General features: G+C 72.4%; 15 protein-coding genes. 7 read left to right on the top strand and 8 right to left on the bottom strand.

Features of this window, described 5'->3' with window-relative positions:
* Positions 1–100 precede the first annotated feature (100 nt).
* Positions 101–676, bottom strand: a complete 576-nt coding sequence (locus tag ABZ457_RS04580; protein WP_359153795.1) for a flavin reductase family protein — start codon at positions 674–676, stop codon at positions 101–103.
* Between the two features lie 225 nt (positions 677–901).
* On the opposite strand from ABZ457_RS04580, the gene ABZ457_RS04585 reads away from it, so the two are divergent.
* Entirely contained in the window at positions 902–2491 is a 1590-nt protein-coding gene (locus tag ABZ457_RS04585; RefSeq protein WP_359153797.1) for an aminotransferase class III-fold pyridoxal phosphate-dependent enzyme, read from the top strand.
* 301 nt (positions 2492–2792) lie between these two features.
* The gene (locus tag ABZ457_RS04590; RefSeq protein WP_359153799.1) at positions 2793–5051 is read left to right on the top strand and encodes a BTAD domain-containing putative transcriptional regulator; all 2259 of its coding nucleotides are present in this window, start codon (positions 2793–2795) and stop codon (positions 5049–5051) included.
* A gap of 31 nt (positions 5052–5082) precedes the next feature.
* Here the strand turns inward: ABZ457_RS04590 and ABZ457_RS04595 are convergent, their stop codons facing one another.
* On the bottom strand, positions 5083–5916 hold the full coding sequence (locus ABZ457_RS04595; protein ID WP_359153801.1) for a putative protein N(5)-glutamine methyltransferase: 834 nt from the start codon (positions 5914–5916) through the stop codon (positions 5083–5085).
* Between the two features lie 380 nt (positions 5917–6296).
* On the opposite strand from ABZ457_RS04595, the gene ABZ457_RS04600 reads away from it, so the two are divergent.
* The 3 genes from ABZ457_RS04600 to ABZ457_RS04610 all read left to right on the top strand — a co-directional run bounded on the left by ABZ457_RS04600 (position 6297) and on the right by ABZ457_RS04610 (position 8781).
* Entirely contained in the window at positions 6297–7508 is a 1212-nt protein-coding gene (locus tag ABZ457_RS04600) for a pyridoxal phosphate-dependent aminotransferase (protein ID WP_359153803.1), read from the top strand.
* A 144-nt stretch (positions 7509–7652) separates the two neighbouring features.
* On the top strand, positions 7653–8219 hold the full coding sequence (locus tag ABZ457_RS04605; RefSeq protein ID WP_359153805.1) for a Uma2 family endonuclease: 567 nt from the start codon (positions 7653–7655) through the stop codon (positions 8217–8219).
* A 178-nt stretch (positions 8220–8397) separates the two neighbouring features.
* Positions 8398–8781, top strand: a complete 384-nt coding sequence (locus tag ABZ457_RS04610) for a hypothetical protein (RefSeq protein ID WP_359153807.1) — start codon at positions 8398–8400, stop codon at positions 8779–8781.
* A 208-nt stretch (positions 8782–8989) separates the two neighbouring features.
* Here the strand turns inward: ABZ457_RS04610 and ABZ457_RS04615 are convergent, their stop codons facing one another.
* The gene (locus ABZ457_RS04615) at positions 8990–10834 is read right to left on the bottom strand and encodes a phosphoenolpyruvate carboxykinase (GTP) (RefSeq protein WP_359153809.1); all 1845 of its coding nucleotides are present in this window, start codon (positions 10832–10834) and stop codon (positions 8990–8992) included.
* Positions 10835–11095: 261 nt separating this feature from the next.
* Here ABZ457_RS04615 and ABZ457_RS04620 point away from each other — a divergent pair, with 261 nt between their 5' ends.
* Both ABZ457_RS04620 and ABZ457_RS04625 read left to right on the top strand, forming a co-directional pair.
* Positions 11096–11782, top strand: a complete 687-nt coding sequence (locus ABZ457_RS04620; protein WP_359153812.1) for a hemolysin III family protein — start codon at positions 11096–11098, stop codon at positions 11780–11782.
* 189 nt (positions 11783–11971) lie between these two features.
* Positions 11972–14992 (top strand): ABC transporter substrate-binding protein, encoded by a 3021-nt coding sequence (locus ABZ457_RS04625; RefSeq protein ID WP_359153814.1) that lies wholly within the window; start codon positions 11972–11974, stop codon positions 14990–14992.
* 92 nt (positions 14993–15084) lie between these two features.
* On the opposite strand, the gene ABZ457_RS04630 is transcribed toward ABZ457_RS04625, so the two are convergent.
* From ABZ457_RS04630 to ABZ457_RS04650, 5 genes are all read right to left on the bottom strand, one after another.
* A complete protein-coding gene (locus tag ABZ457_RS04630) occupies positions 15085–17517 on the bottom strand; it encodes a galactose oxidase-like domain-containing protein (protein WP_359153816.1) in 2433 nt (810 codons plus the stop codon).
* 121 nt (positions 17518–17638) lie between these two features.
* Positions 17639–18877: a glycosyltransferase family 2 protein gene (locus ABZ457_RS04635; protein WP_359153819.1), complete on the bottom strand. Its 1239-nt coding sequence runs from the start codon at positions 18875–18877 to the stop codon at positions 17639–17641.
* On the bottom strand, positions 18874–20487 hold the full coding sequence (locus tag ABZ457_RS04640) for a phospholipid carrier-dependent glycosyltransferase (RefSeq protein ID WP_359154090.1): 1614 nt from the start codon (positions 20485–20487) through the stop codon (positions 18874–18876). Before ABZ457_RS04640 ends, ABZ457_RS04635 begins: the two co-directional genes overlap by 4 nt.
* A gap of 98 nt (positions 20488–20585) precedes the next feature.
* Positions 20586–21809 (bottom strand): glycosyltransferase, encoded by a 1224-nt coding sequence (locus tag ABZ457_RS04645; protein ID WP_359154092.1) that lies wholly within the window; start codon positions 21807–21809, stop codon positions 20586–20588.
* A 225-nt stretch (positions 21810–22034) separates the two neighbouring features.
* The gene (locus tag ABZ457_RS04650) at positions 22035–24056 is read right to left on the bottom strand and encodes a thioredoxin domain-containing protein (RefSeq protein ID WP_359153821.1); all 2022 of its coding nucleotides are present in this window, start codon (positions 24054–24056) and stop codon (positions 22035–22037) included.
* Between the last annotated feature and the right edge of the window lie 93 nt (positions 24057–24149).

Here is a 24149-nt window from a genome sequence, read left to right on the forward strand (position 1 = left end):
CCAACCCCCCCCCCCCCCCCGGGGGGGGGGGCCCCCGGGCCCCGGGGGGGGGGCCCCCCCCCCCCCCCCCGGGCCCCCCCCCCACAGCCTTGTGTCACGTTCAGTGCGCGACGGCCCCGCGCGGTGCGCTGCCGAACCGGCCGCCGAAGAAGAGCAGCCCGTGCCCGTCGCGGTCGGTGCCGCGCCCCGCGCCCAGGACCCGGCCGACGAACACGGTGTGGTCGCCGGAGTCGAGCCCCGCGTCGAGGGCGCACTCCAGCCAGGCGAGCGCGCCGGACAGCAGCGGCGCCCCGGTGTGCTCGCCCGGCCGCCAGTCCACGCCGTCGAACTGGGCCCGGCCGAGGGTGCGCTTCTTGTCGGCGAAGCGGCGGGCCAGCGGTTCCTGCCCGTCGGCGAGGATGGACACCCCGAAGCCCCGCCCGGCGGTGATCGCGCGGTGCATCACGGCGCTGTGGGCCACCGAGCAGAGCACGGTCGGCGGGTCCAGGGAGACGGAGCTGAAGGCGTTGGCCGTCATGGCGTGGATGTGCTCGCCGCCGACGGTGATGACGACGACGCCGGTGGCGAACTGCGCCATCACCTCCCTGAGCGCCTCGGCGGAAACGGGCGTACGGAGGCCGGTCGCCGGACCCGCGGCCACCGACCCGGTCGATATCCGGTCAGATACAGGATTCATGTCACCCTCTTTGATTCGGCCATGGTTCCGAACGTAACGGAATCCGATTCGGGTGCCGCAACCGCCGGGTAATCCCGAACTCCTTCCCGTCGCCGGTCGCGAATGACCCCGCTGTTACCGCGCGTTGACGGGACGCCGGAACGGGCGGCCCTAGGCTCCCGGGACGGCGGCCGGGCCGCCCAGGACATGGGACAAGGCGCCCAGGACAAGGGACAAGGGGAGACCATGAATTCCGAAGCAGAACGACTCCAGCTCGCCGAACCCTATTTGGGTTCGGTGCTCGCGACCGCCGGTCTGGACGCCGAATACGTGCGCGCCGAGGAAAATACCCTCTACCGCCTCGGCGCGGACGGCACGGAGATTCCGGTGACCGACTTCGCGGGTGGTTACGGCTCCCTGATCCTCGGCCACCACCACCCGGCGATCACCGCGCTCGCCAAGGAACTCCTCGATTCCGGCGTCCCGGTGCACGCCCAGTTCTCGGTGCGTCCGGACGCCAATCTGCTGGCGCTGGAGCTGAACCGGATCGTGCGCCGCGAGACCGGTTCCACGGAGAACTGGTTCGCCATCCTCGCCAACTCGGGCGCGGAGGCGAACGAGGCGGCCCTCAAGCACGCCGAGCTGGACCGGGTGAGCCGGCTCGCCGAGGCGGGCGCGGCGGCCGGTGCCGAACTGGCCGCGGCCCGCACGGCTCTCCTGGACGGCACGGCCTCGGCGCCCGCGGACCTGTGGCGGTCGCTCGGGCTCGACGCCCCCGCCGAGGGCGCGGCGCCCGACGCCCTGGTGGACGCGCTCGCCCGCCGCAACGCCGAACGGGCCGCCCGGGGGCCCCTGTTCCTCGCCCCCGAGGGCGCGTTCCACGGCAAGCTGGCCGCCAGTGTGCAGCTCACCCACAACGACGGCTACCGCACCCCGTTCAAGGCGCTGGCCGCGCAGGCCCGGTTCGTACCCGTCGACCAGCCGGGGGTGCTGCGGAAGCTCGTCGAGGAGGAGCGGACCGTGCTGCACGGGCTGGCCGTGGCGGACGGCACGGTGAGCGCGACCGAGCACGAGGCGCCGGTGTTCTGCGCGTTCCTGCTGGAACCGGTGCAGGGCGAGGGCGGTATCCGGGAGCTGCCGGCCGAGTTCGCCGCGGAGGTGGGGCAGGTGTGCGCGGCGGCCGGGGTGCCGGTGGTCGTGGACGAGATCCAGAGCGGCATGGGCCGCACCGGCCGCTTCCTCGCCGCGACCGCGCTCGGGCTGGAGGGGGACTACTACACGCTGGCGAAGAGCCTGGGCGGCGGGCTGGCCAAGATATCCGTGCTGCTGATCCGGGAGTCCCGCTACCGGCCCGAGTTCGAGCTGGTGCACAGCTCCACCTTCGCCAAGGACGGGTTCTCCAGCCGGATCGCGCTGAAGGTCCTGGACCTCCTGGAGGCGGACGACGGCGCGGCCTACCGCCGGGCGGCCGAGCGGGGCGAGCGGATCAGGGCGGCCCTGGAGTCGGTGCGGGCGGACTTCCCGGACGTGGTGAAGGAGGTGCGCGGGCGGGGCCTGATGCTGGGCTTCGAGTTCCACGACCAGTCCGACGCCCCGGCGCCGCCGGTCCAGGAGGCGGCCCGGAACGGCCTGTTCGGCTATCTGGTGGCCGGGCATCTGCTGGGCGGGCACCGGATCCGCACCTTCCCGACGGCGAGCGCGGCGAACACCCTGCGCTTCGAGCCCTCGATATACATCACGGACGAGGAGATCTCCCTCCTGGAGACGGCCCTGCGGGACACCTGCGACCTCGTCCGCGGCGGCTACCGGCGCCCCCTGGCGATCGGCGCATCGTAGACATATCACCCCATTGGGCCTCAGAAACCGATCGGATGTCCATGTTTCTGAACGGCCTCGAACGGCAGCAGCGGCGACGTCGGACGACGTCGCCGCTTCCGTTCACCACCCGCCTCTGACCACCATCTATGCGCTTCACAGCGGGACATGGGCGCTCGGTTCCAGCCGCACCGCAGACCGGGAACGGCTTGTCTCACCCCTTGAGCGCCGGTTCGTTTCTTCTTGAAAAACCGTACCTACGGTTTGTATTGTGTGGCGCAGAGTCTCACCGACTACGGGGGGAAGAGTTATGTGGTTCCGGATGCTCGGACCCTTGGAGGTCGTCTCCGGCGGCCGGTCCATCGAGCTCGGCGGGAGCAAGCAGCGGGCCGCACTCGGCTTCCTCCTCCTCCAGCCCAACCAGGTCGTCCCCACCAGCCAACTCCTGCGGGCCCTGTGGAGCCTGGAGGAGGCGCCGGCCACCGCCCGCAAGATCCTGCAGAACGCCGTCTGGGGGCTGCGCAGACGCCTGGCCGCGGCCGACGACACCCAGGCCCCGGTCACCCTGCGCACCCAGGCCCCGGGCTACGCCCTCGACGTCGCGCCCGAGCAGGTGGACCTCCACCTCTTCAGCCGCCGCGTCGAGCAGGGCCGTATCCATCTGGCGGCGGGCGCCTCCGAGGAGGCGGCCCGTCAGCTCCGGGACGCGCTGAAGCTGTGGCGCGGCTCGGTCCTCGCCGACCTCGTCGAGGTCGGCTTCATGTGGCCGGAACTGACGACCGTGCAGAACACCCGGCTGGACGTGCTGGAGGACTGCTTCGAGGCCGAACTCGCCTGCGGGCGGCACTACGCGGTCCTCGGGGAACTCGAAGCGCTCGTGGAGGCCGAGCCCCTGCGCGAGCGCTCCTGCGGCCAGCTGATGCGCGCCCTGTACCGCTGCGGCCGGCAGGCCGACGCCCTCGGCGTCTACAGCCGGCTGCGCTCCTCCCTCGTCGAGGACCTGGGCCTGGAGCCCAGCCGGGAACTCCAGTTGCTCCAGCAGGCCATCCTGATGCAGGACCCGGCCCTCCAGTACGCCCCGCCCGCCGCCCTGGTGACCATGCCGGTGCCGCGCGGCCCCGCCGACCCGTCCCGGGCGTCCGCCCCGGACGGCCTCCCGTTCCCGCTCCCCGACGGCCGGACTCCGGCCGCGCCGCCCGCGACCGCCGCCGACTCCGAGCCCCGCCCCGCCCCGAAGACCGCCCTGCCCGTACCGGTGGCCGCGACCGCGCCGGTACGCCAGGAGGTGAGCGTCGTCCTGGTCCGTACCGGCCTGAGCCCGGACACCCCCGAGGGCACCGACACCGACGCCGCCCTGGACCGGGCCGGGACCCGTATCCGGCAGGAGATCGAGAGCCGGGGCGGCACGGTGGCCGCCGCCATGGGCGCCGACACCTTAGGGCTGTTCCCGGCCCAGGCGCCCGCCTCCGACCACGCCGAACGCGCCCTCCAGGCGGCCGGCGCCCTGCGGACCGCGTTCGCCTGCACGGCCGAACCCGGCACCGGCGGCGCCCCCATGCCGGGCGAGGTCGTCCTGCGCACGGCGATCGTCACGGGCGAGGCGCTGGTGCGGCGCGGCGGCGAGCACGGCACGGCCCCGCTGTCGGCGAGCGGCGCCCTGCTGCACGCCTGCCAGGCGATGCTGCCGTTGGTACCGGACGGCGAGATCCAGGTCTGCCCCGACACCCGGGAGGCGGCCGGCCCCGGCTACTCCTTCACCCAGCCCGCGGGTTCGCCGCTGCGCTGGCAGCTGCGCCATGTCGCCACGGAGACAGGGGTGTTCGGGTACTCGGGGCTGGACAGCGAGTCCGACTACGGCGGTGAACTCGACCTGCTGCACAGTCTGATGGTGCACACCGGCCGCTGGTCCCGCTCGCACCTGGTCTCCGTGCTCGGCTCCTCCGGAGCGGCGCGCACCCAGATGCTGATGGACTTCCGGCAGCTCGCCGACGAGAACCCGCGCTCCGCGCAGGTGGTGTTCTGGTGCGGCCCGCCCGCGCCGAGGGCGGGCGCGTTCGTGGCGCACCGGTCGATCCTCTCCGCGTACTGCGGTATCTCCGGCCAGGACTCGGCGCAGACGGCGCGGGCGAAGCTGGAGGCGGTGCTGCACCGGCTGGTCGGTGAGCAGGGCCGGGCCAACTGGCTCGCGGCCCGGCTCGGTCCGTTCGTCGACCCGGCGGTCCGGCCCGAGGAGGGCTTCGGCACGGGCGAGTGGCTGGACAGCTGGTACCAGTTCCTGGAGACCGCCTCCAAGGAACGGCCGCTGGTCCTGATCGTCGACGACATGCACCGCGCCGACGACGCGCTCCTCGACTTCGTCGAGTCCCTGGCGGCCCCCGGGCGGCAGGTGCTCGCCCTGGTCGTGGCGGGCGCGGCCCCCGACTTCCTCAGCCGCCGCCCGGCGCTGACGAACAGCCACTACACCACGGTGATCACCATGGACGAGCAGGCGGGCGGCACGGTCAGCCGGCTGCTCGACTCCCTGGCCCTCCCCGCGGACCTCAGCCTGGCCCGGGCCCCCTGGGACGCGCCCCGCGCCTGACGCCAGGCCCCGGCCGCCCCAGGGGCCCCGGTCACCGCCGGGGCCGCGTCGCCCGCCGAACCCCCGGGTGCCGCCCCCGGGTGCCGGCCACCACCGTGGCGTCCCGGTCCTCGCAGACGGCGGTGGTGGCCGTGAGCCCGTGGGCGGTGAAGGCGGCCGCGGTCTCCGGGGCCTGGCGGCGGCTGGTCTCGATGAGCAGCACGCCGCCGGGGGCGAGCCACGCGCCCGCGCCCGCCGTGACCCGGCGCTGGACGTCCAGTCCGTCCGCCCCGCCGTCGAGGGCGACCGGCGGCTCGTGGTCGCGGGCCTCCGGCGGCAGCAGGCCCAGCTCGGCCGTGGGCACGTACGGCGCGTTGACCACCAGGACGCCGACCCGCCCCCGCAGCCGTGCCGGCAGGGCCGCGTACAGGTCGCCCTCGTGGACCAGGCCGCCCAGCGGCGCGAGATTGCGCCGGGCGCAGCGCACCGCGGCGGGGTCGATGTCGGCGGCGTGCAGCTCCGCGTCGCCGAGGGCGCCCAGCACGGCCGCGCCGACCGCGCCGGTGCCGCAGCACAGGTCGACGACCACGTCCCCGGGCGCGCCGAGGGCGGCGGCCCGTTCGACGAGGAACTCGGTGCGGCGGCGGGGCACGAAGACCCCGGGGTCGACGGCCACCCGGCGGCCGTGGAACTCGGCCCAGCCGAGGACCTGTTCGAGCGGGAGCCCGGCAACGCGGCGGGCGACCAGGGCGCGCAGGGCCGCCTCGTCACGGGCCGCACCGGTCAGCAGCGCGGCCTCGTCCTCGGCGAAGACGCAGCCGGCGGCGCGCAGCGCGGCGACCACCTCGGACCGGCACGGCGGGGACGAGGGTGCGGGAAGGGGCATGGGACAGCCTTTCGGGTACCGAGGGGCACCCGGCGGTCGCGTCCGGTTACCGTGCCCGGTCGGCGACGCGGCGGCGGGAGGCGGGTGCCCGGCCTGCGTGTACGGGAATCGGGCTCACCTCCTCGGGTCGCTCCGCGGGGCCGCGTACGGTCGGCGGCCTGCGTGGGGACGCACACCCTACCGCACCCCACCCCGCAGGGTGACGAGCGCAACACAGCCGTCACACGGGCAGGAATCGCAGGCGCACCGGCCGCCCCGGTCCGTTTTCCAAGGGCGCCGGGCGCCGCGACCACCGGAAGCAGCAAACCGGGACATACGCGGACGGCCGCCCGGGGCCGGAGCCGGGGGCGATCCCGCCGCCGCACCCGTAAGCTCGCGTCATGCAGGTGATCCAGTCCACGAAGCTCGCCAACGTCTGTTACGAAATCCGGGGCCCGGTCCTGGAGGAGGCGATGCGGCTGGAAGCAGCAGGTCATCGCATCCTCAAGCTCAACACGGGCAACCCGGCGGCCTTCGGTTTCGAGTGCCCGCCGGAGATCCTGGAGGACATCCTCCGCAACGTCGGCGGGGCGCACGGCTACGGCGACGCCAAGGGCCTGCTCACGGCGCGGCGCGCGGTGATGCAGCACTACCAGACCAAGGGCATCGACCTGGACGTCGAGGACGTCTACCTCGGCAACGGCGTCTCCGAGCTGATCCAGATGTCGATGCAGGCGCTGCTCGACGACGGCGACGAGGTCCTGGTGCCCGCGCCGGACTACCCGCTGTGGACGGCCTCCGTCTCGCTCTCCGGCGGCACCGCCGTGCACTACCGCTGCGACGAGCAGTCCGACTGGATGCCGGACCTCGCCGACATCGAGCGGAAGATCACCGACCGCACCAAGGCGATCGTGATCATCAACCCGAACAACCCGACGGGCGCGGTCTACGACGAGGCGATGCTGCGCTCCCTGACCGAGATCGCCCGCCGCCACAACCTGGTCGTCTGCTCGGACGAGATCTACGACAAGATCCTCTACGACGGCGCCACGCACACCCCGACCGCCGCCGTCGCCCCCGATCTGCTGGTGCTCACCTTCAACGGGCTCTCCAAGAACTACCGGGTGGCGGGCTACCGCTCCGGCTGGCTCGCGGTCTGCGGCCCGAAGGCGCACGCGGCCTCCTACATCGAGGGCCTGACGATCCTGGCGAACATGCGGCTCTGCGCCAACATGCCCTCCCAGCACGCGGTGGCCACCGCCCTCGGCGGCCGCCAGTCCATCGAGCAGCTCGTCCTGCCCGGCGGGCGCCTGCTGGAGCAGCGGGACACGGCGTACGACCTGCTGACGCAGATCCCCGGGATCACCTGCGTGAAGCCCAAGGGGGCGCTGTACCTCTTCCCGCGCCTGGACCCCTCGGTCTACAAGATCAAGGACGACCGGGAGATGGTCCTCGACCTGCTCCGCGCCGAGAAGATCATGGTCGTCCACGGCACCGGCTTCAACTGGCCCGAACCCGACCACTTCCGGATCGTGACCCTCCCCGCGGCCAAGGACCTCGCGGACGCGGTGACCCGGATCGGCACGTTCCTGGACGGCTACAGCCAGCACTGACGCCCCGGCCGCGGGGGTAGCGGGCTCCCCTCCCATGAGGACGGGGCCGCGTCGCGATACCGGTGTCCGGAAGACCGCGCGGCGCAGACAGTACGCTGAACCCAGCGGGATCGGCCCCGCGGCACGGTGTCCGGGAGGTGCTTCATGGCGGCCGGGATGGTGGCCCCTGCGTGGATGCATGAGCAGATCACGGCCGAGGAGTACGACTCCTGGTCCGAGGAGCAGTGCGCCGGCATCGAGATCGTGGACGGGATGGTCGTCGTGAGTCCGAGCGCGTCCAAGCGGCACAACCGGCCGGCCCGGATTCTGGCGAACGCCCTGGATGCCGCCGCGGGCCCGGAGTGGAACGCCGACACGGGCTTCGACGTCCGGCTCCAGGACGTCCCGCTCACCAACCGTCGCCCGGACGTCGTCGTGTACCGCGCGGACACGATCGACATCACCCCGACCCGCCCTGAGCACGTGCTGCTGGTCGCGGAGGTGGTGTCACCGGGCTCGGAGACCACCGACCGGATCGTGAAGGTCGACCAGTACGCCAAAGCGGGCATCGGCTTCTACTGGCGGATCGAGCAGGCCGCGACGGGCGTTCCTCTGGTGTACACCTACGTTCTCGACCCCGCGACGAAGACCTACCGGGACGGAGACGTGTTCACCGGCGTCCTCAAGGCAGTGGCCCCCTTCCTCGTGGAAATCGACCTCGGCCGGCTCTGACCCGCGCGCCGGTCAGCCGCGACAGCGCGTGAGCGAACCGGCCTGGCACGGGGCGGACGAACCCCGACGAGGGGCCGCCGCCTGACCGCGACCCCGGGGAACGGATCTCCCGAACCCCGCCAACTTTAGACTCGTTCCAATGTAGGATGGTCTCCTGGACAGAGCAGGAGGCCGCCCCATGTACGAACCGATCCGCACCAAGTCGGTCCATTCCCCGGCCGACGACGCCGAGTACCCCCACCGCTCCCGCGAGGAGGAGCTGGACATCCAGCTCGCCGGGCATCTCGCGGCGCTTCTCGCCGTCACCGACGAGCTGGGGCTCGACGAGGCGGCCGAGGCGATCGCGGTCCAGGTCGCCCGGCTGCGCGGCGCGCCTCCCGCCCGGCACACCGCCCGCGGCGGGGCCGGCGCCGAGGCGCTGCACCGGCGGGCGCTCGCGCTCGCGGGCCGCGCCCTGGTCGTCGCCGCGTCCCGCGCCGACACGGCCGTCGCGATCCTCTCCGCCCAGCGGATGGACGCGCACACGGCCGCCCTGGAGAGCCGGCCCCTGGTCGGCGTCTGACCGGCCCCGGCCCGCGACCGGGGAGGCCGCGGACCGGGTGCCACCCACGCAAAGGCCGAGGCCCCCGGAGTTCGTGCTCCGGGGGGCCTCGGTGGACGGCGGACCGGCGGGGACGACCCACAGGTCAGGGCGGATGTCGGAACGGGCCCGCCGCGAGGGTCCGGGGGATGTCCGGCCCTGACCGCCGGACATCCCCCAGGCTTGCGGGTCAGCCCAGGCGGGCGACGAGAGCGCGGTACTCGTCCCACAGCTCCTTGGGCGTGTGGTCACCGAAGGTGTTCAGGTGCTCGGGGACCAGCGCGGCCTCCTCGCGCCAGACCTCGGCGTCGACCTTGAGCAGGAAGTCGAGGTCGTCCTCGGCCAGCTCCAGGCCCTCGGTGTCCAGAGCCTCCTTGGTCGGCAGGATGCCGATCGGCGTCTCGACGCCCTCCGCGCGGCCCTCCAGGCGCTCGACGATCCACTTCAGCACGCGGCTGTTCTCGCCGAAGCCGGGCCAGACGAACTTCCCGGCGTCGTTCTTGCGGAACCAGTTCACGTAGTAGATCTTCGGCAGCTTGGACTGGTCCTTGTCCTTGGCCACGTCGATCCAGTGCGCCATGTAGTCGCCCATGTTGTAGCCGCAGAACGGCAGCATGGCGAACGGGTCGCGGCGCAGTTCGCCGACCTTGCCCTCGGCGGCGGCGGTCTTCTCGGAGGCGACGTTGGCACCCAGGAAGACGCCGTGCTGCCAGTCGAAGGACTCGGTCACCAGCGGCACGGCCGAGGCGCGGCGGCCGCCGAAGAGGATCGCCGAGATCGGCACGCCCTTCGGGTCCTCCCACTCGGGCGCGGCGATCGGGCACTGCGCGGCCGGGACGGTGAAGCGGGCGTTGGGGTGGGCGGCCGGAGTGCCGGACTCGGGCGTCCAGTCGTTGCCCTTCCAGTCCGTGAGGTGCGCGGGCGCCTCCTCGGTCATGCCCTCCCACCACACGTCGCCGTCGTCGGTGAGCGCGACGTTGGTGAAGACCGCGTTGCCCCAGAGGGTCTTCATGGCGTTGGCGTTGGTGTGCTCGCCGGTGCCGGGGGCGACACCGAAGAAGCCGGCCTCGGGGTTGATCGCGTAGAGGCGGCCGTCCTCGCCGAAGCGCATCCAGGCGATGTCGTCGCCGATGGTCTCGACCGTCCAGCCGGAGATCGTGGGCTCCAGCATGGCGAGGTTGGTCTTCCCGCAGGCGGACGGGAACGCGGCGGCGACGTACTTCGACTCGCCCTGCGGCGGGGTGAGCTTGAGGATCAGCATGTGCTCGGCGAGCCAGCCCTCGTCACGGGCCATCACGGAGGCGATGCGCAGCGCGTAGCACTTCTTGCCGAGCAGGGCGTTGCCGCCGTAGCCCGAGCCGTAGGACCAGATCTCCCGGGTCTCGGGGAAGTGCGAGATGTACTTGGTGGAGTTGCAGGGCCACGGGACGTCCGCCTCGCCCTCCGCCAGCGGGGCGCCCAGGGTGTGCACGGCCTTGACGAAGAAGCCGTCGTCGCCGAGTTCGTCGAGGACGGGCTGCCCCATGCGGGTCATGGTGCGCATGGAGACGGCGACGTACGCGGAGTCGGTGATCTCGACGCCGATCGCGGACAGCGGCGAGCCGAGCGGGCCCATGCAGAAGGGCACGACGTACATCGTGCGGCCCTTCATCGAGCCGCGGAAGATGCCCTTCTCCCCCGCGAAACCGTCTCCTTCTCCGGTAAAGATGGCCTTCATCTCCGCCGGGGCCTTCCAGTGGTTCGTGGGGCCGGCGTCCGCCTCCTTCTCGGAGCAGATGAAGGTGCGGTCCTCGACGCGCGCCACGTCCGTCGGGTCGGAGGCGGCGTAGTACGAGTTGGGGCGCTTGATCGGGTCCAGCTTCCGGAACGTGCCCTTGGCGACCAGTTCCTCGCAGAGACGCTCGTACTCGGCCTCCGAACCGTCGCACCAGACGATGCGGTCGGGCTGGGTGATCGCCGCGATCTCGTCGACCCAGCGGATCAGTTCCTGATGGCCGGTCGGGAGGGTGCCGGGAGCCGCGTTGTCACGCGCCACGATTGCTCCTAAATGAGGGGTGTGTAGTTGGTTGCCCCTTGGGGGCTGCGACCCGGACGCTTCGTAGGCGCTCATCCGGTGCCGACCGCACTCATCTGATCATCGATGCCGAATGCGCATATGTCCAGAGGGCCTCTCATGTGAGCATCACCACTCGATCGGGGGCGCTCCCGGACCCGCAGGTGACGGGCCCGCCGGACGCCCGCGCACACCGTGAGGGGCGCCACTCCGCCTCCCGTTACCTACGGTCGCGTAGGTACCATGCGGGACATGACCTCCGCCGCCGTCGAAGCGACCGAAGCAGCCCTCCAACAGGTGAAGCCGAAGCTCCGCGGCTGGCTCCACGCCGGGATGTTCCCCGCGGCGCTGATCGCCGGTGTGGTGCTCACCGCCCTCGCCGACTCGACCCGCGGCCGCATAGCCTGCGGGGTCTACGCCCTCACCGCCTGCCTGCTGTTCGGGGTGAGCGCCCTCTACCACCGGGGCACCTGGGGGCCGCGCGCGACCGCCGTCCTGCGACGGCTCGACCACGCCAACATCTTCCTGATCATCGCGGGCACCTACACCCCGCTCACCCTCCTCCTGCTGCCCGACGCCACCGGCCGGGTCCTGCTCTGGGCGGTGTGGGCGGCCGCGGTGGCCGGGATCGCCTTCCGCGTCTTCTGGGTCGGCGCCCCGCGCTGGCTCTACACGCCCTGCTACATCGCGATGGGCTGGGCCGCGGTCTTCTTCCTGCCCGACTTCATGCGCGCGGGCGGTATCGCGGTACTGGTCCTGGTGGTCGTCGGCGGACTCCTCTACAGCGCGGGCGGCGTGATCTACGGGCTCAAGCGGCCCAACCCCTCGCCCCGCTGGTTCGGTTTCCACGAGGTCTTCCACTCGCTGACGCTGGCCGCGTTCGTCGTCCACTACGTCGGCATCTCGCTCGTCGCCTACCAGCACTCCTGACCGGCGCACTCCCGGAACGGCAGCCCTGACCGGCACTCCTGCAACGGCACCCCCGACCGGCGCCCCTGACCGGCACTCCGGCAAGCGGCGCGCGCGGATCTGATGTAATCGACTCCGGCGACCCCCAGGGGGCGGGGTCAGAGCACGGGGGCGGCGTTGCAGGCGCTGGATACGGCAGACCCGCGGCAGGTGGGCCGCTATCGGATCCTCGCGCGCCTGGGCGCGGGCGGCATGGGCCGGGTGTACCTGGGCCGTTCCACCAGCGGCCGGATGGTCGCGGTCAAGGTGGTGCGCGCCGAACTCGCCGAGGACCCCGAGTTCCAGCGCCGGTTCGCGCGCGAGGTGGAGGCCGCCCGGCGGGTCACCGGCTTCTTCACCGCCGCCGTCGTGGACGCCGACCCCACCGGCTCGCCCGCCTGGCTCGCCACCGCCTACGTCCCCGGGCTGCCCCTGGAGACGGCGGTCCGCGCCCACGGCGCCTGGCCCCTGCGCTCACTGCTGGTCCTCGGGGCCGGGCTGACCGAGGCGCTGGAGGCCGTGCACGGCGCGGGGCTGGTGCACCGGGACCTCAAGCCGTCCAACGTGCTGCTCGCCGACGACGGGCCCCGGGTCATCGACTTCGGTATCTCGATCCTCGCCGAGGCGAGCGCCCTCACCCAGACCGGCACGGTCATCGGCACCCCCGGGTTCATGTCCCCCGAGCAGGTCACCGGACAACAGGTCGGCCCGGCGAGCGACGTGTTCTCCCTGGGCGCCGTCCTGGCGTTCGCCGCGACCGGCACGACCGCCTTCGGGACCGGCTCGGCGCACTCGGTCAACTTCCGCGCCGTGTACGAGGAACCGGATCTGCGCGGGCTGCCGGCGGGCACGGAGTTCGTCCGCCGGTGCCTGGAGAAGGACCCGGCCCGGCGGCCCACCGTCCCCGAACTCCTCTCCCTCTTCGGGCAGTTGCTCGGTGAGGCGGACGGCCACTCGCTCGCGGACGGGCAGGGCTGGACGACCGGCTGGCTTCCGGAGGCGGTGGCCGCGGCCCTCGGCTCCCAGGCCGCCGCCCCGCTCCCCCAGGACCCCCGCCCGACCCCCGACCCGCGCGTGCCCCTCGGCAAGCGCCCCGAGGCGACGCCCGGCGCCCCCGCGACCCCCGCCCCCACGGCCGGCGCGGACCCGGTGGCACCGACCCCCGCGCCCGCCCCCGGGACCACCCGGCCGCACGGGGACCCGGCACCCCCGCCCGCCCCGCCCGCCTACCCGCCGCACCAGGCCCACCCGCCGCACCACCCGCACCTCGTGACCGGCCCGCCCATCCCCTACCCGGCCGCACCCCAGCACCCGCAACACCCCCACCACCCCCAGCACCCGCCCGCGAACGCGGCCGCCCGTGCCCGGCGCCGCCGTATCGCGGCCATCGCCGTCACCGTCGCCCTGGTCGTCGGCGGCGGCGTCACCGGCGTCCTGATCCAGCAGGGCAAGAAGGACGACGACCGGCGCAAGGACCAGTCCCAGGGACAGGGCACGAGTGAGGAGGGGCAGGGCCAGGGCAAGGGCGACGGCAGGAAGTCCTCGTCCGCCGCCGGCTTCAACGCCGCCATCGGCAACGTCGTCAACGCCTCGGACGCCAGGGGCGGCACACTGAAACTGGTCAGCTCCTCCGACGCGGACTCCTGGGACCCGGCCCGCTCCTACTACGGCTGGGTCTGGAACATGCAGCGGCTCTACGCCCGCACCCTGCTGACCTACGCCCCCGAGCCGGGCGGCAAGGGCCTCGAACTCGTCCCCGACCTGGCCGAGTCGCAGCCCGACGTCTCCTCCGACGGCCGCACCTACCGGCTCACCCTGCGCTCCGGCCTGACCTTCGAGGACGGCTCCCCGATCACCTCCGCGGACGTCAAGTACGCCGTCGAGCGCGCCTTCGCGCAGGACGTGCTCCCCGGCGGGCCGACCTATCTCGTGGACGTGCTGGACCGGAAGCAGAACTACCGCGGCCCCTACCAGGGCGGCTCCGGCGGCCTGCGGTCGGTCGAGACCCCGGACGACCGGACCGTCGTCTTCAAGCTGGCCGAGGCGGACTCCCGCTTCCCCTACTTCCTCACCATGGGCGCCACCGCCCCCGTCCCCAAGGAGAAGGACACCCGCGAGCGGTACGGCGAGAAGCCCGTCTCCTCGGGCCCCTACCGCTTCGAGTCGTACCGGCCGGGCCGCTCCCTGGTCCTCGTCCGCAACGAGAAGTGGGACCGCGGCTCCGACCCGGTCCGCGGCGCCCTTCCGGACCGGGTCGAGCTGGATGTCGTCGCCGACCCCGCCGCGGCGGACGCGCGGCTGCTCGCGGGCCAGGCCGACCTGGACGTCTCGCAGACCGGGCTCGGCCCGGCCTCGGTCCCCCGGGTGCTCGGGGACGAGAAGCTGAAGGCGCACGCGGACAACCCGCACAGCGGGTACATCCGGATGGTCACCCTCCTCTCCAAGAGCGCGCCCCTGAACGACGCCGACTGCCGCAAGGCGGTGCTGTACGCGGCCGGCACCGACGCGTTGCGCACCGCGCGCGGCGGGGCGAACTCCGGCTCCCTGCACGGCAATATGCTGCCGCCGACGATCCAGGGGGCCGACTCCTACGACCCGTTCGGCCTGACCCGGGGCAAGCCGCAGCCCGGGAAGGCCCAGGAGGCGCTGCGGGCCTGCGGAAAGCCCGACGGCTTCACCGTGAAGATGGCCGTGCGCACCGGGAACCCCAAGGACGTACAGGCCGCCAACGCCCTGCGACGGGATCTCGGGGCCGCTGGGATCACCCTGGAACTGGAGGAGTTCGACGACGCCGCGGCCTTCTTCTCGGTGCTGGGCAGCCCGGCGGCCCTCAAGCAGAAGGGGATCGGGATGCTGATGCTGGGCTGGGGCGCCGACTTCCCGACCGGCGCGGGCTTCCTCCAGCCGCTGGCCGACAGCCGGCACCTGACAGCGAGCGGCAACACCAACTACGCCCAGGTGGACGACCCGGCCATCGACGAACTCTTCGACCGGGCCTCGGCCGAGACGGACCGGGCCGAGGCCAACCGCATCCACCGGGAGATCAACCACAAGGTCACCGACGGGGCGTACTACCTCCCCTTCGTCGCCGACAAGACGGTGGTCTACCGAGGCCCGCGGCTGACCAACGTCTACGTCCACCAGGCGTTCAACCTGATCGACGTACAGGCCCTGGGCACCGGCGGCTCCTGACACCGGCCGGGGCCCGTACAGCAGGCCGGGCCCTGTCCGCCCCGGGGCGGACAGGGCCCGGTGTCATACGCGGCTCACGCGCGCGGGCGCGGTCACCTGCGCCGCACGTCACCCTTGCCGCAGGCCACCCCGTCCCGGTTCGGGTCGAGGCGGAGCGGGTCGTCCTTGCCGTTGACCTTCAGCCGGCCGTAGTCGTTGGCCTTCAGCCAGTCGCAGCGCGCCTGGGTGGTCTTGGCGACCTTCTTCGGGAAGTCGGTCGGGACGCACACCCCGGCGCTGCCGTAGTGCCGGTCGCAGCCCGAGATCTGGGGGTCGACCTTCTGCGCGGACCGCTTCTTGCCGGGCTTCTTCGCCGGCTTGGCCGGCGCGTCGGCGAACTCGTGGACGTGCGCGGACGGCGCGTCCTTCGCCATCGCCGGCGGGCCGCCGAGGTGGATCCACTCCGCCACCGACGGCACGCCGTTGGCGTCGACCGCGAACAGCATGTACCAGCCGGGCGGGGCCAGGTTGGGGTTGCTGGTGACGTTGAGGTCGATGTTGTTGCCGTCGACCGACAGCGGCAGATCCACGAAGCGCTGGTTCGGGTCCGAGGAGTGCGTCACCGCCGCCGGGCGGATCAGCTCGGCCTTGACGATCGGCCGGTCCACCGTGATCCGCTGGGTGTCGCCGTAGGTCCACTCGCCGTCGATCACCGAAGTGATCTGCGGACGGGGGCCCTTGAGCAGGTACGGCGGGGTGTAGACGGACACATTGTGGTTCCAGGAGCCGTTGCCCGGGTTGTCGCCGACCGACATGACCCGGCCGTCGGGGAGCAGGAACGAGGAGGAGTGGTAGCCGCGGGCCTCCGGGTCCGGGGTGACCGGGTCGAAGGTCTCGGTCACCGGGTCGAAGATCGACGCGGAGTAGACCGGGTTGGCGCGGTTGTGCAGCGCGCCGCCGGTCTCCAGCACCGTGCCGTCCGGCAGCAGCACCGCGGAGACGTACATCTTGCCCTCGGCGCCGGTCTGCGGCCGGGGCCCGTCGCCCATGTCGACCGTGCCCTGCGGGAGCGGCGGGCCGTGCACGTACTGCGGGTTGGGCTGCTTGAGGTCGATGATGTCGGTCAGGCGGTTGGCGGCCGGGTTGGAGTCGATGTTGCCGCCGCCGATGGTGAGGACCTTCTGGTCCTGGGCGGGCGGCAGCAGCACGCTCGCGGACTGGTCGCGTTCGTCCTTGTTCTGGAGGCCGGGGACCTCGGTGACGGTGTTGGCGTCGTAGTCGTAGATCGCGGAGCCGGTGCCCGGGGTGCCGTTGCCGAAGACATGGCTGCCGGAGTAGAAGAGCCGGCCGTCCTGCATCAGGATCATCGACGGGTACAGACCCCAGTACGACCAGGTCTGGTTGACCTGCCACAGCGGCATCCAGGCGTTGTCCGCGGCGGAGAAGCGCTCCGCGGTCACCGAACCGGTGGAGTCCTCCTTCAGGCCGCCGAAGGAGATCACGTCACCGTTGCCGAGGATGGTGGCCGACGGGTACCAGTGCCCGTCGTTCATGTCGTTGGTCTTGATGTAGGTCTCGGTGTCCGGGTCGAAGATGTACGAGTCCTTGTAGCCCTGGTAGCCGATGGTGCCGTCGGCCGAGGGGTAGCCCTTGTTGCCGGACATGATGAGCACCTTGCCGTCCTGGAGCTGGACGTGGCCGGCGCAGAACATGTCGTCCGGGGTCGGGATGACCTTGTAGGTGCCGTCCTCGGGGTCGTAGACCGCCGAGGTGAAGGTGCCCGCCTCGAACAGCTCCGGGTCGTTGCCGGAGCCGGCGATCAGCAGGACCTTGCCGTTGTGCATCACCACCGAGTGCATGGAGCGCACCGGGTTCTGCACGGGGAGGACCTCCCAGCGGCCGTTGGCGCACTCCTCGGCGGTGCCGGTGCAGCCGGGTTCGGGCGCGGGGACGGTCACCTCCTCCATCACGTAGTCGTCGGTGGTGACGGAGCCGGTGCCGTAGACGGAGACGCCCCAGGCGATCTTGTCGGTGTTCGGCGGCACGACCGGGGTGCGGACCTCGGCCTGGGTGTAACCGGGGCTGATCTCCAGGGTCTTGAGGTCGGTCCAGTACTGCCAGCCGGCCTGGGTGTCGCGCCGGAAGAGGGTGACCGCCACGTCCGGGGTGGTGGACTTGTACCAGAGGGAGAGGTCGTACTGCTTGTCCGGCACGACGGTCGGGGCGCAGGCGGTGTTCTCGGTGATCAGGGTCTTGCGGTCGCCGTCGACCCGGCGGGTCAGCTCGACCTTCATCGCCTTGGTGCCGGAGTGGGCGTCGGCGACGGTCTCGAAGGTGTAGTCGTTGTCGCCCCAGCCGGACTGGGACCAGCAGGCGGGCATGGTGCCGGTGCCGGCGGTCTCGAAGCCCGGGTTGGAGATCAGGTTCGGCGGGCCGGCCTGCGCGGCCTGCGGCGCGGACACCAGCAGCGCGGTCGTCAGCGCGCCGACGGTGAACAGCGCGGTCCGGCGCCTGCGGCGCAGCAGGCCCCTGAGCGGTGGTGACATGGTGGTTCCCTTCGTGCGGTGACTCGGCGGCTCGGGTGTGGCGGGGCCCCGCGCCGGCCCCGACGGGGGTCCGGGGCCGGCGCGGGAGCGGACGGGCGCGGGAGCGAGGGCGGGGCGGGACCTACGGGACGGTGTCCAGCGCGGGCGCCTCGGTGCGCGCCGTGCGGCGGGCCGTACGCCGGGAGGTGCGCCGGGGCGTCCGCTCGCGGCGCGGCAGATAGACGAGCGCCTCGGTGGCGGCGAACCGGAGCACGAACGTGGTCAGCAGGGCGAGCGCGGTGGCCGGCAGCACGGCCATCCCGAACTGGGCCACGAACAGGGCGATCAGCGGTATCCGCAGCAGCAGGTCGGCGTTGGCGAGGAGGGCGAAGCGGCCCACCCGGTCGGCCCAGTGCCGGTGCCGCCGCCGGTCGCGGAAGAGCAGCAGCTCGATGAGGACGAAGTTCCAGGCGACGCCGAACTGGTTGGCGACGATCTCGGCCGGGAGGTAGTGCATCCCGGCCCCGGTGAGCATCGCCAGCGCGACCAGGTTCGGCACGAAGCCGGTCAGCCCGATCAGACCGAAGGCGATCATCCGGGCCACCGGCGAGGCGGTGCGCAGCCCGACCAGGTGGGACAGGAAGCGCATGCCCTCCTTCGCCGTCGACTTGGACTCCCCGGCGAACCGGTCCTGGAAGACGAACGGCACCTCCGCGACCTTCTCCGGGCGGCAGCGCACGGCGAGTTCGAGGAGGATCTTGTAGCCGAGCGGCTTCAGGGCCTCCGCGGTCACCACGCTCCGCCGGATGGCGAAGAAGCCGCTCATCGGGTCGCTGATGCCGTGCAGCCGGCGGGGGAAGAGCCCTTTGGTGAGCCAGGTGGCGCCGCGCGAGACGGCGACCCGGTAGCCGCCGGCCAGCCCCTCCCGGCTGCCGCCGGGGATGTAGCGGCTGGCGACGACGAGGTCCGCGGCGTCGCGTTCCCCGGCCGCGACCAGTTCGGGCACCAGGGCGGGCGGGTGCTGGAGGTCGGCGTCCATGACGACGATCCAGTCCGAGCCGGCCCGCTTCATGCCCTCCACGACCGCCCCGCCGAGTCCGCCGGACGGGGTGTCCCGGTGCAGGACGGCGACCGGGAAGGGGCAGTCCTGGGCGGCGTTGCGGATGACCTCGGGGGTGTCGTCGGTGGAGTCGTCGACGAACAGGACCTCGCAGGGCACCCGTCCGGGCACCGCGTCGGTCAGCCGGCGCAGCAGTTCGCGGATGTTGCCGGACTCGTTGTAGGTGGGGATGACGAGGGTGACGGCGCCGGGTTCGGCGACCTGGTTGGCGCTGAGTTCCGGGTCGCCGAGTTCCTCGGCCCCGGTGCGGGGTGTGGTCACAGTTCGCCTCCAGCCGGGTCCACCCGGCGGATCTCGATGCGGTCCTCGCCCTCGCCGAAGACGGCGACCGGCGTCGAATGCTCCAGGGCGGCCTTGACGTTGGGCAGGTCGGCCGCGTCGCGCCGGACGGTCGGCGACGAGACCACGTAGTCGATGTCCTGCCAGCCGCGCGGCAGGGTCTTCGTCACGGCCGGGTCGAGGTCGGCCTTGTAGAACCAGATCACCCCGGTGCCGGGGGTGAACCCGTCGTGCACCAGGTCGAGCCAGAGGGCGTCGTCGACCAGGACCCGGGTGCGGGCCGGGTCGTCGACCTCGGTGTCCATCCAGGCGGCGGCGGCCCGGTAGGGGGCGTTGGCGTCCTTGGTGAGGGCGTCCCGGTTGCCCTCGTACCAGCTCGCGGAGACGTACACGAGACCGGCGAGGGCGAGGACGGCCGCGAGGCCGGTGCGCAGGCGGCGCTCGGTGCGGGCGATGGTCCGGCCGGTGGGGCGCCGCAGCACCGCGTGGGCGACGCTGGCCGCGCCGCCCGCGAGGACGAGCGCGAGGAACGGCAGCGCCTGGATCACGTACATCGCCGGCAGGTAGCCGTCGGGGCGCAGGGCGACCACGGCGAGGATGGCGACGACGAGGGAGGGGCCGGCCAGCGCCCGGGCGGTGACCGACCAGCGCATGGTGAGCAGCAGCAGCGCGGCGCCGGCGAGACCGCCGACGGGCAGCACCACGTCGTAGTAGAGCCAGGAGGTGAGCACCCCGTGGGAGCCGGTGCCGGCCTCCAGGATGAACCCGGAGCCGGGGCGGCTCATCTGGTAGGTGATGCCGTCGATCAGCGAGACGTGCCCCGGGCCGGGGAGGAGTTCGTTGTTCAGCAGCGCGTAGAGCGGGTACGACAGGCCGATCAGGGCGCAGGCGGTGACGGCGCCGGTGACGGCGAACTTGCGGGTGTCGCGGTGGCTGTAGCGCCACATGGTGACCAGCAGGGCGGGCAGCACCAGCAGCATCGTCTCCTTGGTGAGGACGGAGACGGCGGCGGCCAGCCCGGCGGCGAAGTGGTGCCACAGGTGCCGCTTGGGGGACGCGGCCAGGCAGAAGGCCAGCAGCATCCACATCACGGCGATGTTGTCGAGGAAGATCTCGCGCTGGAGGACGACCGAGAGCGGCGAGAGGCCGAAGAGGAGCATCGCCAGACCGGCCGCCCAGCGGGGCAGCCACAGCCGGCGCGCGAGGACGAAGAGCAGGACCGCGCAGGCGGCGCTGACGATCAGCATGACCACGCGCATGGTGGCGACGGTCATCGTCTCGGGCGCGATCAGGGAGGGTATCCAGGTGAGGAACGCGATCTGGATCCAGCCCAGCGGCGGGTGGTCGTACCAGTAGGTGTAGTGGGCGAGCCCCTCGCCCTGCTGGACCGCCCACGCCTGGGAGAGATACGTTCCCTCGTCGTCGCTGAGGGCGGGGAAGTTCCCGATGTTCCACGCCTGCACGACCATGATCACGACAAGCAGACCGGCGCAGAGCAGCAGGTCGGGGCGGGAGCTGCGGAAGCGGACGACGGGCCGGACCCAGTCGGGCGTCGGCAGGCCCCGGGCGGCGCCGGTCCGCTGGGCGGGCACCCGGGCGGTGGGAGCGGTGACCGTCGCGGTGGCGGTCGCGCCGGAGGGCGTCCCGGTGCCGGCGCCGTCGGTCTCCGGGACGGGAGGCAGGGTCGTGGTCACCGGCGGGCGTCCTCTCGGGTCTCGTTGAGTTCGGTGAGGTGTGCGCCGACGTGGCTGGTCAGCTCCCACTCGTTGTTGCCGCGCTGCTCGCGCCAGACCGCGCGGACCGCGGCACCGGCCAGCATCAGCTGGTAGAACGGGCCGCCGATGATCAGCTTCAGGTAGTGCACGAACCGGACGCGCAGCCCGTAGGCGACCCCGAAGTCATGGAGTCCGACGACCTCGAAGACAAAGGTGACCAGCGCCGTGATCAGGGGCAGGAAGGTGATGATGGCGATGCCCGCGGGGACGTCGTAGAAGAGCGCCACCCCGACGTTCACCGGGATGATCACTCCGGTGAACGCCTGCATGAACGGCGACATCAGGGTGTAGCGGGCCAGCAACCGCTGCCCGCGGGTGGGCAGTTGCTTCCAGTCCTTCTTCCGGTAGACCTGGAGGAAGCCCTGGTTCCACCGGGTGCGCTGCTTCAGCAGGCTCATCAGGGTGCCCGGGGTCTCCTCCCGGGTGACCATGTCGCTGTCGTAGGCGACGACGACCTTCTTGCCCACCGAGGAGAGGCGCACACCGAGGTCGCAGTCCTCGGCGAGGCAGTTCGGGTCCCAGCCGTCGGCCTCGCGCAGCACATCGGTGCGGACGAAGACCGTGTTGCCGCCGAGCGGGATGAAGCCCTTCTCGGCGTGCAGGTGGAGCCGGCTGCGGAAGTAGAAGAAGTACTCCAGGCAGTTGCGCAGGCTGTACCAGCTCGAATGGAAGTTGATGAGCTGGACGCCGCCCTGGACGACGTCGGCGCCGGTGGTGGTGAAGGCGTGGTCGACGTGCGCGAGGAGTTCGGGGTGGACCTGGTCCTCGGCGTCGAAGACGCCCACGATGTCGCCGCGGCAGTACGGCAGGGCCGTGTTCAGCGCCTTCGGCTTGTTCTTCGCCTCGTGGGTGTCGGTGACGACCCGGACCCGGACCGGGTCCCGGGCGGCCGCGCGCTCGGCGACGGCCGCCGTCTCGGGGTCGTCGTGCCCGACGATCACGATGATCTCGAAGTTCGAGTGGCTGGATTCCAGCAGCCGCTCGATGGTGTGTTCCAGCACCGCCTGCTCGTGCCGGGCGGGCAGCAGCAGCGAGAACGACAGGCCCGCGCCGCCGTCCGGTCGGTCGAACCGTGTCGACGCGAGCGTCTCCGGCGTCCGCCAGGCATGCATCTGCCACCAGAGCGTGAACGCCGCCATCCAGAAAAGTGCCACGGAAATGGCAACGACAATCACCGATATGAGCACAAGCCCCCCTAGGCCCCCTGCGCCGCGGCAAGGACCCCCCTTGGCCGTCCGGCGCTCACTCGACCCGCAGGCAAGCACTCCCCAGTACGCGCGCACACCGCGGGTCGTTCAGGACAGGACTGTAGAGGCGGAACGTGGCATTCCGGTGCCGGTCCGATAAATTCCCCTGTTTCGGACTCAGGCAGTGAGGTTTCGGGCAAGTTGCATCGCACTTGCGACCGGCGTTTCACACACGAACCGTCGGCAGACGTACGCAGCCGAACTGTCGTTCACCAGCGGTCGATTACGCAACAGCGGAAACTCGCCACCCTCCGGCACCCCCACGGCGACGACCACCCCGGGAGCCGTCGAGCGCAGAGCAGTGTGATGAAGCTCACATCGCAGTGAGTCGTCCGGCTCCCCCACGACCGCCACCTCGCGCGGCCCGTCCAGCAGAGCCTCCGCGGCCGCGAGCCCCCAGCCGACGAACCGCGGCACCCGGGGCCCGAGCGCCCTGACCACGCCGAGCGCGCCCTCCGCCGCCGTCCGGTGCGCCGCGCTGCCGGTGTGCGCCGCGTACGACAGCAGGGCCGCGGCCGCCGCCGTCCAGCCGGACGGGGCCGCGTTGTCCGTCGGGTCCTGCGGCCGGCGGATCAGCCGCTCCGCGTCGTGCGCCGTGTCGTACAGCGCCCCGCCCTCCCCGGTGAACCGGTCCAGAACGATGTCCAGAAGGAACCCGGCGAATTCGAGCCACACCCCCTCGCCGCCGACCGAGGCCAGCGCCAGGAAGCCCTCCGCGACGTCCGCGTAGTCCTCCAGCACCCCCGCGTTCGCCCCGGCGCGCCCGTCCTTCGAGGTCCGGTGCAGCCGTACGCCCCCGGCGGAGAAGTCCATGTGCACCCGCACCAGCAGATCCGCCGCCTCGGTGGCGCGCTCCACCAGGTCGGGCCGGTCGAAGTACGCGCCGGTCTCGGCGAGCGCGGCGATCGCCAGCCCGTTCCAGGCGGCCACCACCTTGTCGTCCCGGCCGGGGCGCGGGCGCTCCTCGCGGGCGGCGAGCAGCCGGGCCCGCAGCCCCTCGTCCGGCTCGCCCGCCGGGAGCGTGAGCACCGAGGCGCCCTCCTCGAAGGTGCCCTCCTCCGTCACCCCGTACAGCGCGGCCGCCCGCGCGGCGTCCTCCTCCCCCAGCACCTCGCGCAGCTGGGCGGGCGTCCACACATAGAACGCGCCCTCGGCGTGCCCGCCGTCCGGGGTGTCGCTGTCCGCGTCCAGCGCGGAGGCGAACCCGCCCTCGGCGGTGCGCAGTTCGCGCACCAGGAAGTCGGCGGTCTCCAGCGCGACCCGCTTGGCGAGTTCGCTGCCGGTGGCGCGCCACAGGTGCGCGTAGGCGCGGCAGAGGAGGGCGTTGTCGTAGAGCATCTTCTCGAAGTGCGGTACCACCCACTCGCGGTCCACCGCGTACCGCGCGAACCCGCCGCCGAGCTGGTCGTAGATCCCGCCCCGGGCCATCGCCTCGCAGGTGTCCGCCGCCATCTGGAGGGCGCCCTCGGCGCCGGTGCGGGCGTGGTGGCGCAGCAGGAACTCGATCACCATCGACGGCGGGAACTTCGGCGCCCCGCCGAAGCCCTTGTGCCGCTCGTCGTACTCCCGGGTCAGCCCCAGCAGCGCCTGCGCCAGCTCGTCGGCGCCGGGCGGCCCGTCCTGGCCGCCGTGCACCAGCTCCCGCTCCGCCAGGTCCCGGGCGATCTTCCCGGCCACCTCGGCGACCTCCTCCCGCCGCCCGGTCCACGCGCTGCTCACGCCCTCCAGCACCTGCCGGAAGGACGGCATCCCGTGCCGGGGCTCGGGCGGGAAGTACGTCCCGAAGTAGAACGGCTCCCCCTCGGCCGTCATGAACACGGACATCGGCCACCCGCCCTGCCCGGTCGCCGCCTGCACCGCCTCCATGTACACCGCGTCCACATCCGGCCGCTCCTCACGGTCGACCTTGACGTTCACGAAGTGCTCGTTCATGTACGCGGCGGTCTCGGCGTCCTCGAAGGACTCGCGCGCGAGGACATGGCACCAGTGGCAACTGCTGTACCCGACACTCAGGAAGACGGGCACGTTCCGCCGCCGCGCCTCCTCGAAGGCCGCGGGTTCCCAGGGCCACCAGTCGACGGGGTTGTCGGCGTGCTGGAGGAGGTAGGGGGAGGTCGCCTGCGCAAGTCGGTTCGCCATGGTTCCATCCTCGCGCACGGGGCGGGAGGGGGCGTTGTTCACCCGGAGGCCGGTGTGGCAGGGGCTGTCGCGGGGCAGAGGTCTCCGGAACCC

The sequence above is a fragment of the Streptomyces sp. NPDC005805 genome (assembly GCF_040630445.1).
Classification (GTDB): domain Bacteria; phylum Actinomycetota; class Actinomycetes; order Streptomycetales; family Streptomycetaceae; genus Streptomyces.